17 protein-coding genes, 1 tRNA gene and 1 pseudogene are annotated in these 16,830 nt (G+C 60.5%); 11 read left to right on the forward strand and 8 right to left on the reverse strand.

The features are described 5' to 3' along the window. The first annotated feature begins 39 nt into the window (after window positions 1–39). From M0654_RS13610 to M0654_RS13620, 3 genes are all read left to right on the forward strand, one after another. Window positions 40–1,149 (forward strand): endonuclease/exonuclease/phosphatase family protein, encoded by a 1,110-nt coding sequence (locus tag M0654_RS13610; RefSeq protein ID WP_248683605.1) that lies wholly within the window; start codon window positions 40–42, stop codon window positions 1,147–1,149. Then, window positions 1,146–1,895 carry an NUDIX hydrolase gene (locus M0654_RS13615; RefSeq protein ID WP_248683606.1) on the forward strand — a complete coding sequence of 250 codons (750 nt, stop codon included), beginning with the start codon at window positions 1,146–1,148 and terminating at the stop codon, window positions 1,893–1,895. The genes M0654_RS13610 and M0654_RS13615 overlap by 4 nt, the downstream gene beginning before the upstream one ends. A 66-nt stretch (window positions 1,896–1,961) precedes the next feature. Then, window positions 1,962–2,879, forward strand: coding sequence for a PhzF family phenazine biosynthesis protein (locus tag M0654_RS13620; protein ID WP_248683607.1), 918 nt, complete (start codon window positions 1,962–1,964; stop codon window positions 2,877–2,879). 44 nt (window positions 2,880–2,923) lie between these two features. Here M0654_RS13620 and M0654_RS13625 read toward each other — a convergent pair. After that, a tRNA-Lys gene (locus tag M0654_RS13625) sits at window positions 2,924–2,999 on the reverse strand. Between the two features lie 680 nt (window positions 3,000–3,679). Between M0654_RS13625 and M0654_RS23040 the strand changes: the two are divergent. Together M0654_RS23040 and M0654_RS23045 are read left to right on the forward strand one after the other, a co-directional pair. Continuing rightward, window positions 3,680–3,763 (forward strand): annotated as a pseudogene (locus tag M0654_RS23040) (BA14K family protein); the annotation flags it as partial. Between the two features lie 24 nt (window positions 3,764–3,787). Next, on the forward strand, window positions 3,788–4,060 hold the full coding sequence (locus M0654_RS23045; protein WP_449289665.1) for a BA14K family protein: 273 nt from the start codon (window positions 3,788–3,790) through the stop codon (window positions 4,058–4,060). A gap of 16 nt (window positions 4,061–4,076) precedes the next feature. Here the strand turns inward: M0654_RS23045 and M0654_RS13635 are convergent, their stop codons facing one another. Then, a complete protein-coding gene (locus M0654_RS13635; protein WP_248683609.1) occupies window positions 4,077–5,252 on the reverse strand; it encodes an MFS transporter in 1,176 nt (391 codons plus the stop codon). A gap of 243 nt (window positions 5,253–5,495) precedes the next feature. Between M0654_RS13635 and M0654_RS13640 the strand changes: the two genes are divergently transcribed. After that, window positions 5,496–6,113, forward strand: coding sequence for an HAD-IA family hydrolase (locus M0654_RS13640; protein WP_118851523.1), 618 nt, complete (start codon window positions 5,496–5,498; stop codon window positions 6,111–6,113). Here the strand turns inward: M0654_RS13640 and M0654_RS13645 are convergent. The 5 genes from M0654_RS13645 to M0654_RS13665 form a co-directional block, all read right to left on the reverse strand. Next, entirely contained in the window at window positions 6,110–7,471 is a 1,362-nt protein-coding gene (locus tag M0654_RS13645) for an APC family permease (protein WP_248683610.1), read from the reverse strand. The genes M0654_RS13640 and M0654_RS13645 overlap by 4 nt on opposite strands. A gap of 97 nt (window positions 7,472–7,568) precedes the next feature. Continuing rightward, a complete protein-coding gene (locus M0654_RS13650) occupies window positions 7,569–8,006 on the reverse strand; it encodes a YqaA family protein (RefSeq protein ID WP_248683611.1) in 438 nt (145 codons plus the stop codon). A 66-nt stretch (window positions 8,007–8,072) separates the two neighbouring features. Beyond that, window positions 8,073–10,598, reverse strand: a complete 2,526-nt coding sequence (gene secD, locus M0654_RS13655) for a protein translocase subunit SecD (protein ID WP_248683612.1) — start codon at window positions 10,596–10,598, stop codon at window positions 8,073–8,075. 73 nt (window positions 10,599–10,671) lie between these two features. Then, on the reverse strand, window positions 10,672–11,079 hold the full coding sequence (locus tag M0654_RS13660) for a hypothetical protein (protein WP_248683613.1): 408 nt from the start codon (window positions 11,077–11,079) through the stop codon (window positions 10,672–10,674). Window positions 11,080–11,211: 132 nt separating this feature from the next. Beyond that, complete coding sequence (locus M0654_RS13665; RefSeq protein ID WP_248683614.1) at window positions 11,212–11,847, reverse strand: TerC family protein; 636 nt, start codon at window positions 11,845–11,847, stop codon at window positions 11,212–11,214. A 217-nt stretch (window positions 11,848–12,064) separates the two neighbouring features. Here M0654_RS13665 and M0654_RS13670 point away from each other — a divergent pair, with 217 nt between their 5' ends. From M0654_RS13670 to M0654_RS13685, 4 genes are all read left to right on the forward strand, one after another. Beyond that, the gene (locus M0654_RS13670; RefSeq protein WP_248683615.1) at window positions 12,065–12,427 is read left to right on the forward strand and encodes a response regulator; all 363 of its coding nucleotides are present in this window, start codon (window positions 12,065–12,067) and stop codon (window positions 12,425–12,427) included. Between the two features lie 64 nt (window positions 12,428–12,491). Continuing rightward, window positions 12,492–12,782 (forward strand): hypothetical protein, encoded by a 291-nt coding sequence (locus tag M0654_RS13675; protein ID WP_248683616.1) that lies wholly within the window; start codon window positions 12,492–12,494, stop codon window positions 12,780–12,782. Between the two features lie 90 nt (window positions 12,783–12,872). Continuing rightward, the gene (locus M0654_RS13680) at window positions 12,873–13,376 is read left to right on the forward strand and encodes a heme-degrading domain-containing protein (protein WP_248683617.1); all 504 of its coding nucleotides are present in this window, start codon (window positions 12,873–12,875) and stop codon (window positions 13,374–13,376) included. Between the two features lie 2 nt (window positions 13,377–13,378). After that, window positions 13,379–13,933: a DUF924 family protein gene (locus M0654_RS13685; protein ID WP_248683713.1), complete on the forward strand. Its 555-nt coding sequence runs from the start codon at window positions 13,379–13,381 to the stop codon at window positions 13,931–13,933. Between the two features lie 10 nt (window positions 13,934–13,943). On the opposite strand, the gene M0654_RS13690 is transcribed toward M0654_RS13685, so the two are convergent. Further along, entirely contained in the window at window positions 13,944–14,195 is a 252-nt protein-coding gene (locus tag M0654_RS13690) for a GlsB/YeaQ/YmgE family stress response membrane protein (RefSeq protein WP_118849627.1), read from the reverse strand. Window positions 14,196–14,360: 165 nt separating this feature from the next. On the opposite strand from M0654_RS13690, the gene M0654_RS13695 reads away from it, so the two are divergent. After that, window positions 14,361–16,826, forward strand: coding sequence for a mechanosensitive ion channel family protein (locus M0654_RS13695; protein ID WP_248683618.1), 2,466 nt, complete (start codon window positions 14,361–14,363; stop codon window positions 16,824–16,826). The last annotated feature ends 4 nt before the right edge of the window (window positions 16,827–16,830 follow it).

A 16,830-nucleotide genomic window follows, 5' to 3' on the forward strand; every position in this document is an offset into this window, starting at 1 on the left:
CTCCAGTTATGCTGTTGCGAACAGCAATAGGACAGACGGATGCCGCTGAGGCTGGGTACCTTCAATATCGAAAATCTCATGACTCGATTCGATTTTTCCGGCTGGCGTAACCGCCTGCGGCAGGATCGTGTGCTGCAGCTTTATGACGTGCAGGACAAGGCGCTCTACCAGCAACTGGAGCAGGCCCGGATGATCGCCGAAACCGACGACAACCGGCAGCTTTCAGCTCTGGCCATAGCCCAGGCGAACGCAGATATCCTCTGCCTGCAGGAGGTCGACGACATGCCGGCACTGGAGGCCTTCGAGTATGGCTACCTGTATCGTATGATGGGCACCGGCTACCGCCAGAAATATCTTGTCGAGGGAAACGATAGCCGCGGCATCGACGTGGCGGTGCTGCTGCGCCAAGAAACCCACGACGGCGAGCCAATAGAGGTCGTGAGGGTCAACAGCCACGCCACTCTCACCTATGAGGATCTCGATCTTTTCAACGATGAACTGGCGCTTACCAACCAGCCGCAGGACCGCATCTTCAAGCGCGACTGCCTTGAACTGGAACTGAAGATCGGCGGCAGGCCGCTGACGATCTACATCGTGCATTTCAAGTCGATGGGCAATGCGCGAGAGAACAAGGACGGACGGACCGGCACTATGGCGGTTCGCACCGCCGAAGCAAGGGCCGTACGCCACATCATCGAAAAACGGTTCGGGAAGGGCGAGACGGCGAAGCATAACTTCGCGATCTGCGGCGACATGAATGACTACCAGGAGAAGGTCCAGGTGATCGGCAATGCCCGCGACGGTTACCGTTTCGAGCCTCGCCGCGAGGAGACGAGCGCGCTCGATGTCTTCAGCCATGATGGTTTTGCCATCAACCCGATCATGGCTCGGGACGTTCTTGATCGCTGGACGCTCTATCATGCGCGCGGGCCGGAAGAGCAGCATCTGTGCCAGCTGGATTACATATGGCTTTCGCCCGCACTTGCCGCTGCCAACCCGAAGAGCGTGCCAAGCATTATCCGCGGCGGTCAACCATACCGCACCGTGTTCCCGCCGGGACAGGAGGTGGAGCGCTTTCCGCGTGTCGGATGGGACAGACCCAAGGCCTCCGACCACTGCCCCCTGGTGATGACACTGGATCTACCATGACGCTTGAACTGCACGAACATTTTGACGACTGGCCGAACGAGAAGACGGTGTTCGATGTCTCTGACGTGGAACTGCGTGTCCGCGAGGATGACCACCCGCTTTTTCTCGCCAACCGCGCGGCGATCGACGGCAACTGGCATAAGGAACTTGCCGCCAATCCGGCGCTCTTCGACGGTCGCATGGTTCTCTACCACTCCACCGCAAGGACAGAGGATCGTATCATCGCTCAAGGGCATATCGTGCCTTACCGCGCCTTCCTCTGGTGGAGGAAGCAGCCGGAGCGTCAGGGTGCGATCCACATCCACGCCTATCCTGTCCTGCAATCATCCGACGGTGCGCTCATCGCGATCAAGATGGGAGCGCATACGGCCAATGCAGGCCTTGTTTACTTTGCCTGTGGCTCCTTCGAGGCCGAAGACGTGTTCAATGGCATCTGCAACGCCGACCACAACATGCGGCGCGAGGTTCTCGAGGAGACGGGGCTCGACCTGCAGGATGCGCGGACAGACACAGGCTTCCACGTCAGCCATATCAGGCGAGCCATAACACTTTTCCGGCTGTACCGCTTCAACCTCACGGCCGCGGAGATGGTCGCGAAGATCGAGCAACACATGACGGTCGCGGAGGACAAGGAGATCGCCGGCGTCGTGGCGATCCGTTCGGCCGATCATGCGGCTCACAACTATCATGTCGGGATGTTGCCGATCCTCAACTGGTATTTCGGGGATCAATCGACACCCGTCTGAACAGGGTTGCGTCGCGCAAAACGGTCGGGCAGGTTGGCGTCATCGCCACTATGGAGGAGATGCACTTTGTCCCGTCGTTATGCCGTCTATGATGTGTTCACCGACAAGAAGCTTTCGGGCAATCCGCTAGCGGTGATCTTCGACGGCGACGGCCTGACCGACGACATGATGCAGGCAATCGCCAAGGAGATGAACCTGTCGGAGACGGTGTTCATTCAGGGTGCCGAGAACCGTGCGTACGCGGCACGGGTGAGGATCTTCACGCCCGGCAAGGAACTGCCCTTCGCGGGCCATCCAACCGTTGGTGCAGCCGTGGCGCTCGCTGAGCGTAATCATGAGGGGCAAGCGGCGAACCTGGACCTCGTCTGCGTGCTGGAGGAAACGGTGGGGCCAGTACGGTGCGCGGTGCGCCTGAGACCGGGCGAGGCGGGCTTTGCCGAGTTCGATCTGCCGAAGCGGCCCTACCGCATCAACCTCGCATTCGAACGCCAAGGGCTGGCGGATGCCTTCAGCCTCAAGGCGACGGACATTGGCTTCGAAAACCACGTTGCCTCCGTCTGGAGCGCCGGCGTGCCGTTTCTGATGATTCCACTGCACAGCCTCGCGGCCGTCCAGCAACTGGAGTTCGATTCCAATCTCTGGCAGAAGGTTGCGCCCTTCGTCGAAGGCTCAATTGCGTCGGCCTACGTCTATTGCCGCGGCGGCGTTCACCACCAGGCGAAGTTTCACGCGCGTATGTTTTCGCCAGACATGGGCATACCGGAAGACCCTGCCACGGGTTCTGCCGTCGCAGCTCTGGCTGGTGCTATCCATCACTTCGATGCGCTGCCGGACGGCCATCATCCGGTGCTGATAGAGCAGGGGATCGAGATGGGGCGTCCGTCCTTCATTCACCTGCATATCGACGTCAAGGAAGCGGCAATTGCCAAGGCTCGGATCGGTGGCCAGGCGGTCAAGCTTGCGGAGGGAACGCTGGCGCTTTAAGCGCCTGCGGTTTCACGTATCTACCAACATTATCAGGAAGTTGATGGTGGGTGATGTAGGGCTCGAACCTACGACCCGCTGATTAAGAGTCAGCTGCTCTACCAACTGAGCTAATCACCCAAGACCGTCTTCTGCGAGGCGTCCTCGCCGCCGGTGAATGGCCGTATAAAGCGGTTATTCGACCTTGTCTAGCGGCCGACGGAAGATTTTTGCATGCACCGCAATATTTTTTGCGGGACGCCTGGAAATCGGGTTTTCCCGGCCGGTGGAAATCGAAGTTCCCGCTGTAACGATATGTGAATCGAACGACTGCGGGTGCTGCCTTTTTAAGGGAACTCCCTGCCGTGAGTCGGCATTTGGATCAAAAGTAATTGATGGAGGCGGTCGTGAAACCTGTACTCATGCTTCTGGCGAGCCTAGTCCTGGTCGTCATGGTTTTCCTGAGCGGCGTGATCATCACCGCCAATGTTATTGCAGAGCCGGAGCCGCACAGGTTTGCGAATCTGGACACGCCTGATCTTTGGACCTCCAAGCCCAAACCCGTGGACGCGAGCAAGCAGACCTACGAGCGGATTGAGCCTGCCTTGCCTGCCGCGACAGAGACTGCATCCACTGCGACCGACAACGACGCTGCCGCCATTCAGAATGCCTCGGCCCCGGCAAACGACAACCAGATGCCGAACGCAATCGACGCCACCACGACGGCGTCCGTCCAGCCCGACATGGCCGTCGCCAATACGGCCGACATGCTGCCAATCGAAGAACCGCAGCAGCCTATGATCAATTCCGCTCAGGCGCAGTGGTGTTATGCCCGCTACCGCTCGTACCGCGTCGAGGACAATACCTATCAGCCCTACGGCGGCGGTCCTCGCCGGCAGTGCAAGGCACCCGGGCCGGTAGCAACGTCAGTGGCGGACGAGAACGTCGCAACTGTAAGCAATCAACGCTCGCAGCAGCGGCAAAGCGTTGCGCCGGCGCAGGAGGAGTATGTCCGGGATCCGGATATCGACATCGGCTATGATGAGCCTGTGGATAACCAGCAGCCGCAGTACGCCGACAGCGCCACCGTTGGTGCGCATCTGGAATGGTGCTTCAACCGCTATCGCTCGTATCGCGTCGAGGACAACAGCTACCAGCCTTCGGGCGGTGGTCCGCGCCGCGAATGCCGCTCGCCTTACTGAGCGGGCTAACGCAGTGTCACCGGGTGGTGCGTTCTGAATGACGCAGGCACAGCGCCAGCACGAAGCCGATGGCGCCCATCGTCCCGATATAAAGCGGCGCACCTGACCAGCCCATCGCCGAGGCGATCGCAGCAAGAAGCATGGGGCCGAAGACCTGGCCAACACTTGATCCCTGCACCACAAAGCCGCTGAACGTGCCGACGAGATCCTGCCGCGGGGCGTAGACCGGTAGCAGGCCCATGATCGTTGCCGGGATAGCGCCACTGCTCACTGCATAGAGGATCGACGCGCCATAGCGCAGCCAGACGGGATAACCGTCCGCGAAAACCACGAAGGAGAGCACGCCGAGCAGCACACTTGGTATCGCGATGAGGAGCCAGCGCGGGGCATCCCTGCGTGCAAGCACCCCGCCGATGATGTTGCCCGCCCCGTTCATCAGCACGGCGAATGCGGTCATCAAGGATGCTGCGGTGAGGCTGATCTGCAGTTCTTCCACAAGCAGCGTCGGCAGGAAGCCGAACAGCGACATGAAGCTCCCGCTATAGGCAGCGAAGATTCCGGCCAGGATCCAGGAGGCGCGGCGCGATGCCACGAGTTTCACTGCCTGCAGAAGCGAGCCGGAAGCAGGGGCGGCGGCACCGCCTGTAGGCACCCTCGCCAAGATCAGCAGGGCCATCGGAACCAAGCTAAAGAGGCCTGCGAAGATCCATAGCCCCTGCCAGCCGAACAGCGGCAGGAGGAACGGCGAGGTCATCATCATCACGGCAACCCCCACCGGCATCCACACGCCCCACAAACCGAGCGCTACCTGCCGATCCTCGAGCTTGATGGAGGAGTTGATGAAGCCGGGCGCCGCGACCGACACGGCGATAAGGCCAAAGCTTTCCAGGAACCGGCTTGCAAAGATCACAGCCTCGATGTGAGTAGCGGCACCGATGAAGCTACCAATGACAAGCAGCGCCAGACCGTAGATCATCGCCTTGCGATGCGTGAGGTGATCGGTAAAGCGGCCAATCGCGAGGCCACAGACCGCGCCCAGCACGCTGACGACGCCCATCAACCAGCCGGCTGTCACGAGATCCATGCCGAGTTCGGCGCGAAACAGCGGGATCGCCGGAGGTACCTTGCCGACATGCAGTGCCGCGGCCACACCACTCAGTACCGCAATGTAAACATGTCCCCAGCGTGTCATCAGGCCTGCATCCCATACTGCTTCAACCCAACGGCCATAACATCTGGCATCGAGTCGGAGCATAAATTCCGTTACGTGAGCATGAGATCACGTTGCGCATAGCGCATTTTTGCTCGTCGGCGAGCGAGTGGAACGATTGCATCTTCGGGCCTTGCCCGCTACGCAATCGGCGTCTTCCCAACTGTGAGTTTTGCCTTGCTTCCGATCATCCCCACGAAGTCTTATGCCGGTTTCCTGTTCGACATGGACGGCACCATCCTCAACTCGCTTGCGTCAGCGGAACGCGTCTGGGGCCGCTGGGCCGCCGAGATGGGACTTGATGTGGAGAAGTTCCTGCCGACGATGCATGGCAAGCGCGGCATCGACACCATCACGGCGCTGAACCTGCCAGGTGTTGATCCCGTCGTGGAAGCCGAAAAGATCCTTCGGGGCGAGATCGAGGATGTCGAAGGTGTCGTCGCGCTTCCAGGTGCCGCTGAGTTCCTGGCGCAACTGCCGGAAGGGCAGTGGGGAATCGTGACCTCATCGCCGATTGAGCTGGCAAAGGTGCGCCTTGCCGCGGCAGGCTTGCCGCAGCCGACGATGCTGGTGACGGCCGAGGACGTCACGATCGGCAAGCCTGACCCTCAGGGTTACCTGCTGGGCGCGAAGCGGCTCAACGCGGCACCGTCTGACGTGCTGGTGTTCGAAGACGTGCTCGCCGGTGTCCGTGCCGGTGAGGCGGCGGGTGCCGACGTCATGGTCATTACCGCCACCCATACCCATCCGCTGGAGACCCAGCATTCCCGCATCGTCGACTACCGGCAAGTGCTGCTCGATATCGGCAGCGATGGCCGCATGACGCTGCGCGCCGCCGCTTAAGCGCCTGCTGCAGCGGTGCGCATGAAGCGGACCGTTGCCAGCCAGAGCACGACGCCAAGCCCGAGAAGGCAGGCGCCGATCATATACTGCACCGGGTCCCGGCCGGCCCAGGGCCCGGCAAGGAATGCGCAGCTGAGCGCACCAAGCACGGGCATGATCGTAGGCGTCTTGAAATGCTTGTGGCCCACCTTGTCCTTGCGCAACATCAGCACGGCGATATTGACGATGGTGAAGACGCAAAGCAGCAGCAGCGCTGTCGTGCCGCCGAGCTCGGGGACACCACCGGCAAACAGGATCAACACCACGGCCAGCAGGGACGTGAAGCCGATCGCGATATACGGCGTGCGGCGGTCGCTATGCACCTTGCCGAAGGCGCTGGGCAGCACGCCTTCGCGGCTCATGCCGTAGATCAGGCGGCTTGCCATCATCATGTTGATGAGCGCAGAATTTGCAACGGCGAACATGGTGATGACCGCGAAGATGCTGATCGGGAAGCCGGGCGCCCCGGCCTGGATGACCTTCAGAAGCGGTGTTTCACCTTGACTGAGTTCCTCGGCCGGCACCAACGTGATGGCCGAGATCGCGACAAGCACATAGATCACGCCAGTGATCGCCAGGCCGCTGAGCAGGACCTTCGGAAATATCTTGCTCGGCTCATTGGACTCCTCAGCCATGTTGACCGAGTCTTCGAAGCCCACCATGGCAAAGAAGGCGAGGGTGGTGCCGGCGATAACGGGCCAGAACATGCCCGATCCTTCCGGCGTCGAGAAAGTCCAGGTGCGCGATACGTCGCCCTGGCCGCCTGCGATAGCATAAGCGCCAATGCCGATGATGATCAGCAGGCCCGAAAGTTCGACGACCGTCAGCAGCACGTTCATCTTGACGCTCTCACCAACGCCACGGAAGTTGATCGCCGCGACCAGAGCGATGAAGGCTACAGCAATCAGCGGCACGCCCAAGGCGCCCATCTCCAGTCCCAGCGAGGCTGTGAAGTTGGAGGCGAAGGCGCGCGAGGCGGTCGCTGCTGACGTGATGCCGGAGGCCATGACGGCGAAGGCAACGAGGAAGGTCAGGAAGTGGATGTTGAAGGCCTTGTTTGTGTAGAGCGCCGCGCCCGCCGCACGCGGATATTTCGTGACCAGCTCAAGGTAGCTGAAGGCGGTCAGGATCGCGACCACGAATGCCACCAGGAACGGCAGCCACACGACGCCACCAACTTCGGCCGCCACCTGGCCGGTCAGCGCATAAATCCCGGTGCCAAGAATATCGCCGATGATGAAAAGCAGCAGGAGCCCCGGCCCAATCACCCTACGCAGTTCCGTATCCTTTTCGCCTTCCTGAGCCCCGCGCTTGTCCATAATGCCTCCTCAAAGTCTGCCGCATTTATGCCATCAATGGGAACAACGTCATGTTGTTCCAAGACATTCGCGCTTTTGGGCAGAGGAGAGGCGGCGATCAGATCATGCTGAGTGTCGCTGCCGCCAGGACAGTATAGCGCAAGGCCTTGCCGATGAAGACGAGGACGAGGAAGGTCGGCAGCGGTTCGCGCATAACGCCCGCCGCCACTGTCACGGCATCACCGACAACAGGGATCCAACTGACCAGGAGCGACCACTTCCCATATCGATGGTACCAGCGCTGCGCTCTTTCGAGCTTGTCACGTTTCAGCGGAAACCACCGGCTGTCGCGGTAACGTTCGACACCGCGCCCCAGGAGCCAGTTGACGGCCGCGCCCATGGTATTGCCGACGGAAGCGACCAGCACCAGCAGGACCACAGAGAACCGGTTGCTGAGGATCAGCCCGACGAGGATCGCCTCCGACTGCATCGGGAAGATGGTGGCCGCGATAAAGGCTGCTGAGAACAGACCGATATAGGTGGTGAAGTCGAGCATCCGCTCTCCGCTTAAAGAAAAGGGGCGGATCTGCATCCGCCCCTTCGTGTTTTCTTTTTACTAAAATCAGGCCTTGGTCGCGTGCTCGACGTCTTCGGCGGCGGCCTGCACCTGCTTCTGGTGGCGGGTGCGCCAGTCGCCGAGGAACAGCAGGATCGGCGCTGCGATGAAGACGGACGAGAGGGCTGCGACCGCGATGCCGAAGACCATCGGAATTGCGAAGCTTTCCACCGCGCTGCCGCCCCAGATCGCCATTGGCAGCATGGCGAGGAAGGCGGTTGCCGAGGTGTAGAGGCTTCGTGCCAGGGTCTCGTTGATCGAAAGGTCGATCACGTCGCGCAGCGGCATCTTCTTGTAGATGCGCAGGTTTTCGCGCATCCGGTCATAGACCACGACCTTGTCGTTGACCGAGTAACCGACCAGCGTCAGGACGGCAGCGATTGCCGTCAGGTTGAAGTCGAGGCCGGTGATGGCAAAGAAGCCGACCGTTTTCGTCACGTCGAGAATCAGCGTGATGATTGCACCCACGGCGAACGGCCATTCGAACCGCGCCCAGATGTAGATCGTCATTGCGATCGACGCGAGGGCGAGCGCCAGGAAGCCTGCGACCGCGAGCTCGCCGCTGACCTTCGGGCCAACCACTTCCGTGCGTTCAACCCTGGCAGTCTCGTCGATCTTGACGATCTCCGCCTTGAGCTTTTCGACCGCAACGGTCTGCGCTTCTTCGCCGCCAGACTGGCGCTCGACGCGAACCAGAACGCGGTTCTTTGCACCGAATTCCTGCAAGGCAACTTCACCTAGGCCAAGCTCGCTGAGCCCGGAGCGGAAGGCTGCCAGATCGGTGTCCTGGGCCGTCGTGACCTCGAGCTGGATACCGCCGCGGAAGTCGACGCCATAGTTGAGGCCCGGCTTGAAGAACAGCACGACAGACGCGATCGAAAGCAGCACGGAGACGGTGATGCCGACGAAGCGACCCTTCATGAAGGGAATGCGCGTACCATCGGGAACGAGGTTGATCGGCAGCAAGGGCTTGATGTCGATCTTCTTGAGCTTCTTGCGAGCAGCAATGAAGATCATCATGACGCGCACAACCGAAACAGCGGTGAACATCGAGATGATGATGCCAAGGCCCATGGTGACGGCAAAGCCGCGAACTGGACCGGAGCCGAACCAGAACAGCAGAATGGTGGCGATCAAGCTCGTGACGTTACTGTCAACGATCGTCGCATAGGCGCGCTGGAAGCCGGCGTCGATCGCGGCAAAAGCGCTCTTGCCCTTGCGGGTTTCTTCCTTGATGCGCTCGTTGATGAGGACGTTTGCGTCCACCGCAAGACCGATGCCGAGCACGACACCGGCGATGCCGGGCAACGTCAGTGTCGATCCGATCAATGTCAGGCCCGCAAAGGTCAGGATGACGTTGATCATCAGCGCCAGGTTGGCGAGGATGCCCCAGAAGCCATACAGGAAGAACATGAAGGCGACGACGAGGGCAAAGCCGATGAGGCCGGTGAAGATGCCCATCTCGATCGCGTCGGAACCGAGGTCAGCACCAACGGTGCGTTCTTCGATGACGGTCAGCTTGGCCGGCAGAGCGCCAGCGCGCAGCAGTGCGGAAAGCGTGTTGGCTTCCTGAACGGAGAAGCCGCCGGAGATCTGTCCCGAACCGCCGGTGATCGGCGTGCGGATGACCGGGGCACTCAGGACCTTGTTGTCGAGGACGATGGCGAAAGGACGGCCAACGTTCTGCTGGGTGATCTGCGCGAAACGGTTGGCGCCGGCCGAATCAAAGCGGAAATTGACAACCGGCTCATTTGTCTGCTGGTCAAACGCGGCGCGCGCGTCGGTGAGGCGGTCGCCCGAGAGTTCAACGCGGTCAAGCACCGGATACTGGTTGCCACCTTCGTCAGACAGCATGGTGACGCCGGGTTCACCCGCCTGGCCAAGCAGGTGGAAGCTCATCTTGGCGGTGGAGCCGAGAAGCTGGCGAAGGCGGGACGGATCCTGCTCGCCGGGAAGCTGGACCAGGACGCGGTCGGAGCCGACGCGCTGGATGGTCGGTTCTGCAACACCAACCTGGTCGACACGCTGGCGGATGATTTCAAGGCTCTGCTCGACGGCGGCGGTGATGTGGGAATTGATGCCGGCTTCGGTCTGCGCAATCGAGATGGTGTTCTCGCTCGGGGTGGTGATGGCAAGATCCGATCCGCCAACGGTCGTGCCGAAGCCGACGGGGTTGGCGAGCGTCTGGAGTTCGGTCACAGCGGCATCGCGTTGTGCCGGATCGCGTAGCGTGATGCTGACGGCTTCGCCAGCGCGACGGATGGCGCTCGTGCCGATATTCTTGTCGCGCAGTACACGACGCGCATCCTGAAGCAGGCTCTGGACCCGCTCGTTGATCAGGTCGGTGCGGTCGACTTCAAGTACCAGATGCGAGCCGCCGCGAAGATCGAGACCAAGCGACACACGGCTATGCGGCAGCCAGGAAGGCAGGCGGTCGAGCGTCGACTGCGGGATGACGTTCGGCAGCGCCACCAGGATGCCGAACAGGATGACGATAAGATAGGTCGTCACCAGCCAGGGGGAGTTTCTCATGGATTTGTCCTGCTATGCCCGCACAAGTCTCAAACTGAGCGGCAGGCGGAAATTCTGTCAGATGCGAAAAGGCTTACGCTTGCACTGGCGGAGCGCGCGGAAGGGCTGCGTGCCAGTAGGAGGGAGCGAACGGAAGCGTCCGCCGCGGTCCCGTAACCGATCTATCGCCATAAAGTGTCGCCAGTTCATACCAGGCCGGCGCCAGAAGCGCGCCATTGCCAGATCCGTAAGGGCTGGAGGCGTCTTTGCGATCAGCCGCCGCAACAGCGCGAATCGGATCGCGCTTCGTCAGGTGAGGGACGTCTGTCCCTTTGTCCGATGCCTGCGCACCGCGGGACCAGTAGCCGTCCTTGACGACATTGGGGAGGAGGCCGAAGAACGCCGCGATCAGGATGGTCGCGGCAAGAATGGGCAATCGCGAGAGCGGCCAGGCCCTTTCGCGCTTCAACACTATCCGCTGCTTGCGCGGAAATGGCGCCATCCAGTCGAGCTCCGAAGCTTACCCATCCCGGATCGGTTGCCGAGGATGGAATGGCGCCTTCTAAAGGAGAGGGCCATCATGGTCAATCTGGAGGCGCTTTGTGCCACAAACACGGCGCCTCCAGTGAGGGCGTTAGCCGATGTTGCCCTGCAGGAGCGGCAGGACCTCGATCGCGCCGTGGTAGAGCATGTTCGCCGCGACATAAACGATAACGGCAAGACCCACATAGGCGATCCAGCGGAAGCGGTGCAGCATGTTGGCCACCAGGTTGGCGGCAATGCCCATCAGCGCGATCGACAGCATCAGGCCAATGATGAGGACGCTCGTGTGTTCGCGTGCCGCGCCGGCAACCGCCAGGACGTTGTCGAGCGACATGGAAACGTCGGCGATGACGATCTGCATGGCAGCCTGGGCGAATGTCTTCTGCTTGACGTTGAGCTCTGCAGCTTTTTCCTCAGTCGGGGCATGTTCCGCGGTGTTTTCGGCCGAGCGCAGCTCCTGCCACATCTTCCAGCAGACCCATGCGAGCAGCAGGCCGCCCACCAGCTGAAGCCCGACAATCCCGAGCAGATAGGCGGTGCCGGTCGCAAATCCGATACGGAGCACCGTTGCTGCCAAGATACCGACAAGGATCGCCTTTTTGCGAAGATCCGCAGGAAGTCCGGCGGCTGCCATGCCGATGACGATCGCGTTGTCGCCTGCCAGCACGAGATCGATGGCAATGACTTGAAGAAGCGCCGCGAAGCCGGCGGCGGTGAAAATTTCCATTTTTGATGGCCTGAATTGCTTACAAAGTTGAGATGACCTCTCTTAGCCCCAAGGTCTGCGGAAAGGTATATAAAATTTTACGACATCCGGTGACGGATGCTGATCTGCGCGGGTCGGATCTTCGTTTGGTCATGTCTCCGGCTAAAGTCTGCTTGCCGCGACTAGCGATGGTCCTATATGCGCGGCGTCGAAACTACCGACCAGCCAGGAGCACAAAATGCCTCAGAAGGCCGTCGTCCTTATTGTCGAAGATGAGCCGCTGATCCGCTTCGACACACTTGATGCCCTCGAAAACGTTGGCCACTCCGCTCTTGAGGCGGCCAATGCCGACGAGGCAATGGTGCTGTTTCGAAACCACAGCGACATCGACATCGTGGTAACCGACGTGAACATGGCAGGTTCCATGGACGGTATCCAACTGGCGCAGCGGATCCGCGCCATGCGGCCGAGCGTGCGGATCATCATCACCTCCGGCGTGGTTCACCTCGATCCGATGCTTCTTCCGGCCAATACGATCTTCATCCGCAAGCCCTACACCCATGAGGCCTTGCTCGCCTCGATCCACGAATTCCTCGCCTGACCTTCCCTGGTGGAACTGAAGCCCGGTCTCGTGACTTCTTCCGGAAATGAAGGAGGAGTTCGTCATGTTGAGCAAGTTGATCGCAATCGTGGGAATCGTTGCAGCCACTGCAACACCTGTGCTGGCCCAGGCACCGACCACAGTTGCACCCGGCACGGAAATGCAAGTGCCTGCAACAGACCCGGCGGGAAGCGCCGTGACACCGCCGCCTGGTGTTTCCGATCCGATGGCGACGAACAGCACCACAGGCACGGTGGATCATGAGGATCACTGCCAGCCGCCCGGCACGACGGCAAACAGCAACCCGAGCGCCGACAACCTGACCCTGCCGAGGCCGGACGCCGCTTGTAACTAACCTGCCGGAGACAGGCAGCACCTGAGTTGCTTTACTTGGCGTCCAATTGCCGCCATCAATGCCGGCTTGATTAGCCCGGAAGGAGAGAGCATGGCGGCGGCAGAGGAACGCGATATCGCGAAGATCCAGGAACAGGAACAGGCGTTGGTATTCGACAAGTTCGACCTGGGTACGGCCTTTGAGCTTGGCATGCTGTTGCGTGACATGGCGTTGGAAAAAGGTGTCGCGGTCGCGATTGACGTTCGCTTCCATTCAATGCCGGCCTTCTACCTAGCGATGCCCGGCACCACTGCCGATAACGAACATTGGGTGAGGCGCAAGCGCAACCTCGTGCTGCGCTTCTTCCAGTCCAGCTACGCGATTGGACGGAAGCTCGCCCACATGAATGACACGCTCGAGAACCGCTATGGTCTGTCGTCTGCAGACTACGCCAGCCATGGCGGAAGCTTTCCGTTGAAGGTGAATGGCGTAGGGTGCGTTGGCGCAGTGACGGTGTCGGGCCTGCCCCAGCGCGAGGATCACAACATGGTGGTGGAAGCGCTTTGCCGCATGCTTGGAAAAGACCTCGCCACGCTTCAACTGGAAAGGCAGTGACCATGGTTTCTGAAAGCAATGCCGCCGCGGAAGTCTACTCCTTCTGGTTCAAGGAACTGACGCGCAAGGACTGGTTCGTGAAGAACGAGGCTCTTGATGAGACGCTGCGAAGACGGTTTCTCGATACGCATCTGTCCCTGGCTCGCGGTGAAATCGAACCTTGGCGTAAGAAACCGCAGGATTGGCTTTCGGCGATTGTGGTACTGGACCAGTTTTCCCGAAACATGTTCCGCGGGACGCCACTCGCGTTTGCCGCCGACTGGATTGCCTTGCGGGAAGCGCGGCTTGCCGTGGAAGCCGGAGCTGACCGGCAGGTTTCAGCCGACGAGAGGGCGTTCTTTTACCTGCCGTTCGAGCATTCCGAAGACCTGGCGGATCAGGACCTTTGCGTTGAGCTGTTTGCGAAGCTTGGCGACGCGGAGTATCTGGACTATGCCGAGCGTCACCGGGCAGTGATCAGGGAATTCAGCCGCTTTCCGCACCGAAACGCGATCCTCGGTCGAGAATCGACAAACGCCGAGCTCGACTATCTAGCCAAGCCCGGCGCCGGTTTCTGAGGGAGATGCTTTATCGCCGGAACATTCGTGCCACGGCGATGAGGATGCAGGCACCAATAAAGCCAGCGATCAGGTAGCCGATCCAGCCGCCCAGCACGATGCCGAAGACGCCGAGAATCGCGTTCGCAATGATCGCGCCAACGATACCGAGAATGACGTTCATGATGACGCCCATGTCGCTCTTCATGAACTTCTCTGCGAGCCAACCCGCGATGCCGCCGATGATGATGGCGGCGATCCAACCGATACCAGCTTCTTCCATGGTCCTTACCTCCGTTGCTGTCTTTCGCTCAGAGAACGCGACGGAATGTTCCAGGTTCCGCAAATTGTTCCAATTCTGTTTGTGGGTCCTTGGCGCCTCCTTCTCTTCGCCCAGAAGTCGCTCTAGTTTCTGCCCGTCGATTCCGAACAAAGGACGAGCTTGACCTTGGGTAGATTCCATCTCGACCAGAACTCCCGCAGCCGCTGGCACCAGCGAGCCGTCATTCTCGCACTGCTTCTCGCGGTCCTGCACTCGTCTCTGCTTCCGGCCGCCCCGGCATTCGCTCAAGCGCTGCAGCAGGTCGAGGCACAGGAGACGGTGGACTCGATCAATGCGGAGATGCGTGACAAGGTCGATGCCATCCGCACCCAGCTTGAAGCCTTCCGCAACCGCATCGATAGCGATCCGAGGGACGACGCGCGTCTGGCGGAACTGCGCGTCGAGGTCGACAACATCGTCAGCCAGATGCGGGCGGCATCTGACGCGATGCGGGCGCGCGTCGAGCAGATCCAGGCACGGCTGCAGCAAATCGGCGAGGCGCCAAAGGAAGGCCAGCCCGAAGAAGCGCCAGCTGTCGTGCAGGAACGGCAGAAGCTGATTGCGGAGCAATCGCAGCTCAATCTCATCAGCGACGACGCGGCAGCGCTGGCAAACAATGCAACACAGCTTGCGACCTACATTACCAATCTCCGGCGTTCGCTGTTCACCCAGACCCTGTTTCGCCACACCGAGCTGACCGGCAGCCTGTTCACGGATGCCGGCAATGCCTTCGTCACGGAGGTGAAAAATTTCGGCTCAACCTTCGGCAGTTGGTTCACCTTCGTCTGGAAGTTCAAGAAGTGGCAGCTGCTGGGTGCAATCGCGCTGTCGATCGCCGCCGGCCTGCTCTTCCTCTCGGGAGGATACAGGCTGTTCGGTCGCTTCATCAGGCGCAATGGCAGCGGGGACCCGACCTATATCAAGCGCTTGTCGGTGACTTTCTGGTCGACGGTTATCCAGACGGCATCGATCGCCGCCTTTCTTCTGGCGTCGTACCTTTTCCTCGATGGCTTCAATGTCCTTCGTTCGGACGTTGCCTCCATCGTTGCGACCTTCTTTGGCTTCATCTGGTTGGTTTCCTTTGTCTGGAAACTCAGCAACGGCATTCTTTCTCCCAATGAGCCGCATTGGCGGCTTGTGCGCATCACCGATCGCGGCGCGCGGTTCCTGATAGTGGCCGTGCTGATGATGGCGATCGTCAACGGCCTCGACTACTTCCTCGCGGCAATCAGCGAGGCGCTGGGGTCGCCACTCGTCCTCACCATCGTCAAGAGTCTGATCGCATCGCTGGTCGTTGGTGCAATTCTCATCGCAATTTCCTTCATCAAGCCGCGCATTCGTGAAGGCGAAAGCGACGTGACCGATGTCGGTAATCCCTGGCCGCGGTTCTTCGCGATCCTGCTACGGGTCGTCGGTGGGCTGCTCATCCTCTCGGTACTGACGGGTTACGTGGGGCTGGCGCGGTTTGCATCGACGCAGGTCGTGCTCACCGGCGCCGTTTTCGTGCTCATCTATCTCGGCTTCCTGTCCGGCAAGGCGGTCTCCAAGCAGGGTGCCTTCCGCAATACCGGGGCCGGGCGAAGGCTTGCCGAGCGCTACCGGTTTGGCGAGGTTGCGCTTGATCAGGCAGGCCTTGCCGCCGGCCTCAGCTTCTATGCCTTCGCGCTGATCCTCGGTGTGCCCCTGATCCTGCTGACATGGGGCTTCCAGTTCGCCGATATCGAGGCGTGGATCTACCGCTTCTTTACCGAGATCCGCATCGGCAATGTATCGATTTCGCTCGTCGGCATCTTCGGAGGTATTGTCCTCTTCGGCATCGGCTTCGTCATCACCCGCTGGGTCCAGAAATGGGTGGATGGCAATGTGCTCGCCCGCAGCCAGGTCGATGTCGGTGTAAGAAATTCGGTCAAGACAGGCATTGGCTATCTCGGGATCTGCCTGGCGATCATCATCGGCGTGTCGGCAGCGGGCATCAATCTCTCGAGCTTCGCGCTGGTGGCCTCGGCCCTCTCGGTCGGTATCGGTTTTGGCCTGCAGAACATCGTATCGAACTTTGTGTCAGGGCTGATTCTGCTGGTCGAGCGACCGTTCAAGGTTGGCGACTACGTCGTCACCGGCACGACGGAAGGTACCGTGAAGCGAATCTCGGTGCGCGCAACGGAAATCGAAACCTCGCGCATGCAGTCGATCATCATGCCGAACTCGGAGCTGATCAACTCGCCGGTCGGCAACTGGACACATCGCAACCGCATGCAGCGCTCCGAGATCCCGGTGTCTGTCAGCTACGATTCGGCCCCGCAGAAGGTCATGGATGTGCTGCTGGAGCTTGTTGCCGAGATCCCGGAGGTCATGCGCAATCCGGAACCACACGTTGAGTTCCTGCGGTTCGGCGCCTCGTCGCTTGATTTCGAATTGCGATTCCACCTTGCGGACATGGGCGCGGGCATGCGGATCCGTAACGACCTGCGGATCGCCATCCTCAAGCGGTTCCGGCAGGAAGGCATCGAAATGCCGTTCCCGCAACAGGAGATCGTCATCCATAGGCCCAAGCCGGCACCGGTCGAGGACGATGACGTTCGGGGCGGCGCGTGACGCT

The organism is Neorhizobium turbinariae, assembly GCF_023223505.1.
In the GTDB taxonomy this organism is placed as follows: Bacteria; Pseudomonadota; Alphaproteobacteria; order Rhizobiales; family Rhizobiaceae; genus Neorhizobium; species Neorhizobium turbinariae.